Annotated in this window: 4 protein-coding genes; 3 read left to right on the top strand and 1 reads right to left on the bottom strand. The window is 71.5% G+C overall.

Annotated features, from left to right (window positions below; genetic code table 11):
* A partial coding sequence (locus M3N57_03610) for an HAD-IIA family hydrolase (protein MDP9021783.1) occupies positions 1 to 683 on the bottom strand: 683 nt, incomplete at its 3' end.
* Between the two features lie 135 nt (positions 684 to 818).
* Between M3N57_03610 and M3N57_03605 the strand changes: the two genes are divergently transcribed.
* The 3 genes from M3N57_03605 to M3N57_03595 form a co-directional block, all read left to right on the top strand.
* On the top strand, positions 819 to 2084 hold the full coding sequence (locus tag M3N57_03605; protein ID MDP9021782.1) for a DUF1015 domain-containing protein: 1266 nt from the start codon (positions 819 to 821) through the stop codon (positions 2082 to 2084).
* Positions 2085 to 2172: 88 nt separating this feature from the next.
* Entirely contained in the window at positions 2173 to 2742 is a 570-nt protein-coding gene (locus tag M3N57_03600) for a RimK/LysX family protein (GenBank protein ID MDP9021781.1), read from the top strand.
* A partial coding sequence (locus M3N57_03595; protein ID MDP9021780.1) for a RimK family alpha-L-glutamate ligase occupies positions 2739 to 3601 on the top strand: 863 nt, incomplete at its 3' end. The genes M3N57_03600 and M3N57_03595, both read left to right, overlap by 4 nt.

The following is a 3601-nucleotide window of genomic DNA, read 5'->3' as shown; positions in this document are numbered from 1 at the left end:
GTCAACACCAGCGCTGCGTCCCATCCCATCCGCTGGGCAGCGGCCACGTCGGTGTCGAGTTGGTCGCCGACCACGAGGATGCGTCCATCGCCGGGCGACAGGCGCTCCGCGGCCAGCTCGAACAGCGGCCGTTCCGGCTTCCCGGCGATCTCGGGGTGGACGCCGGTGGCGGCACGCAGGTACGCCAGCGCTGCGCCGTTACCTGGCCAGGGACCATCCTCGGCGGGGTAGACCAGGTCGGCGTTGGTCGCCACGAACCGGGCGCCACGGGCGATCGCCAGGGTCGCGTCACGCAGCCGCTCCCAGGTCAGCTGGCGGTCCCACCCGACGACGACCGCGTCGGCGTGGTCGGGTGCGTCGACCAGCGGGATCCCGGCGTCGGTCAAGGCAGCGCGTAAGCCCTCCTCACCGATCACCAGGACGCGCGGCGGCGGTTGGCCGCCCACGAGCCAGGCAGCCGCCATCGCGCTCGTCAGGACCCGGTCCGCGTCGACCGCCAAGCCGGCGCGCTGCAGGACAGCCACCCAGTGGTCGGGTCGGCGGGTCGCGTTGTTGGTCACGAACACGGTGGGGTGCTCGATGCGCGACAGCATCTCGACCGCCTCCGCGATCGGGTCCTCGACGCGCACCACCACGCCGTCGAGGTCAACGACGAGGCCGTCGTAGCGATCCAGGAGCGCCATGCCGCCAGGGAGGCTAGACCTGGCAGGCGCACGCAACCTCGCCCTCGGCAACACTCGATGCGCGCCACCCGTCGTGCGTCCCTCGTCGCTCTTCCCGCCGTGGTAGACCCTTGGCGGGTTGGCCAGGAGACGCTGGTGGTGGACCTCGCGCCTTTCCGGGGCGTCCGGTACACAGCAGGCCACGATCTGGCCGATGTCACCGCCCCGCCGTACGACGCGATCGACCCGGGCCTGTCACACCGGCTGCACCAGCGCAGTGCGGTCAACGTGGTCCGCTTGGAGCGTGCCGAGCCCCACGAAGGCGATCGTGCCGGCCGGAACCGCTACGAGCTCGCGGCGGACACCTACCACAGGTGGATCGAGGCAGGCGTTGTCGCCCGCGATCCCCGTCCGGCCTTGTACGTCTACGAGCAGCAGTACACGCACGGCGACGAGCAACGCCACCAGCGGGGCGTCCTGGCCGCGCTCCGCCTGGTGCCGTGGGGATCGGGTGACGTCCTGCCACACGAGCAGATCTTCCGACCGCCGGTTGAGGATCGGCTGCGGCTCCTGGCAGCCCTGCCGGTCAACACCTCCCCCGTCTACGTCCTGGCTCCCGCCGAACCTCCCGAGGTCACGACCGTGCTCGATGAGGTCAGCGCAGGGCGTGCCGACGCGGTGTTCACCGATCCCGAGGACGGCGTCACCCACCGGCTGTGGGTCATCGCCGACAGCGACATGACGGCGGCCGTCCGAGCGGCCTACGCTCCGGCACGCCTGCTGATGGCTGACGGCCACCACCGCTACACCGGCGCGTTGCAGCACCACGACACGCGACCCGGGCCCGGCACCGGCCGCATCCTGGCCTACGTCGTGGCTCCGAGCGGGGGCGGCGTCGACCGCGCCGGGCCGGTGGTGCGGGCGATGCACCGTCTGGTGCGTCGGCTCGCGTCGGACGTCCCGCGCCGACTCGCCGAGGTCGGGGCGCGGCTGGTTCCGGTCGCCGATGAAGACGCGGACCTGCGGCGGATCGCCACCGTGCTCGACGAGCGGCCAACGGCCAGGTTCGGGTTGGTGACCCGCCAGGAGCGAACGCTCGTCGAGTTCGACGATGTCGCCGCTGAGGCGCTGGCGCCACGCGACGTGCCGGCCGAGGTGCGCCACCTCGACGTCGCCCTCCTCGACGCTCTGCTCAGCGGCCCGCTCCAGGTGGATCAGGCCGAAGAGGTGCGCTACACCCCGGATGCTCGAGCCGCCGCCGGGGAGGTCATGGCGGGAAGCGCCGACGCACTGTTCGTGCTCCGACCGGTGACGCTCGACCGGGTTCGCGCGGTGGCCGACGCCGGTTTGCGCATGCCTCCCAAGACGACGTCGTTCTTCCCCAAACCGCGCACGGGGCTGGTGCTGCGTCCGTTGGAATGACCGCGTCCGGCGCGGTCCCGGTCGTTGCACCCTGGGTTAGGCTGCCGCGCGACCGGCTCGGATCGTCCCCCGCCGGACCGGAGCTGCCGTGCCCACACGTGAGCCGACGCCTGTCCTGGGATGGAAGGAGCAGGCGTCGCTGCCGCGGTGGGGCATCCGACGCCTGCGTGTGAAGCTCGACACCGGCGCGCGGAGCAGCGCCGTCCACGTCCGAGACCTCACCGTCGTGGGCCACCACGTCCTGGACGGCCGCGAGCTACCGATCCTGCGTTTCGCGGTCATGCTGGGACGCGACCGCGACGCCCGTCGGCGCATCGTGACCGCCCCGGCCGTCGGTTTCCGTCGCGTCCGCGACACCGGCGCGAGGGCCGAGCGTCGTCCGGTCGTGCGAACCCGGGTCGTGTGCGGACCCCTGGACCGCATGACCGACATCACCGTCACCGACCGGACCGGGATGAACTTCCGCATGATCCTGGGGAGGAGCACCCTCGAGGGCTACCTGGTCGATCCCGGGCACGGGTACCGGTCCACGCCAGCGCCGCCACGCAGATCAGCGGTCGAGTCGCAACGCCGCACGCCGCCGCGCGCGGTCGTTCCGCCACCGCGCCGCCCCGCTGGAGACCACCCCACCGTCCCCGACCGGAAGAGGCGCCGGTGAAGGTCGCCATCCTCTCGCGCAACCGCCGGCTGTACTCGACGCGACGGCTGGCCAGCGCAGCACGACGCCTGCGACACACCGTGCAGATCATGGATCCACTCGACATCACCATGATGGTGTCGTCGCGCGGCACGGAGGCGTACCTGCGCGGCAAACCGTTCCCGAAGGTCGATGCGGTGATCCCACGCATCGGCGCGTCGATCACGTTCTACGGCGCCGCCGTCGTCCGTCAACTGCAGATGATGGGGATGTACGTCATCAACCCGGCCGATGCGATCCTCAACTCCCGCGACAAGCTGCGTTCGCTGCAGATCCTCGCGCAGCACGGCATCCCGATCCCCGCGACGGGACTGGCCCGGCGAACCGACCTGGCGCGCTCCCTGTTGAAACTCGTCGACGGGCCGCCCGCGGTGGTGAAGCTCCTCGAAGGCACGCAGGGCGCCGGGGTGATCAAGGTCGACAGCAGGTCGGGCTTCAACTCGACCGTCGACGCCTTCCACTCGGTCGGCCAGAACATCCTCGTGCAGCAGTACATCGCCGAGGCCGGGGGCTCGGACCTGCGCGTCATCGTCGTTGGCAACCAGGTGGTCGCCGCGATGCGCCGTCAGGCCAAGGGCGACGAGTTCCGCTCCAACGTGCACCGCGGCGGGAGCGTGGAGGCCGTCCGACCCGACGCCTCCGTGCGGCGGACGGCCGTCCGGGCGGCGCGGACGCTGGGTTTGGGCTTCGCGGGGGTGGACCTGGTCGAGTCGGACGCGGGTCCGTTGGTCCTGGAGGTCAACTCCTCGCCGGGCCTGGAAGGGATCGAGAAGGCCAGCGGCATCGACCTGGGTGAGGTCCTGATGCACCACGTCGAGGC

The organism is Actinomycetota bacterium (genome assembly GCA_030776725.1).
GTDB lineage: Bacteria > Actinomycetota > Nitriliruptoria > Nitriliruptorales > JAHWKO01 > JAHWKW01.
This window is presented reverse-complemented; position numbering and strand designations above follow the sequence as displayed.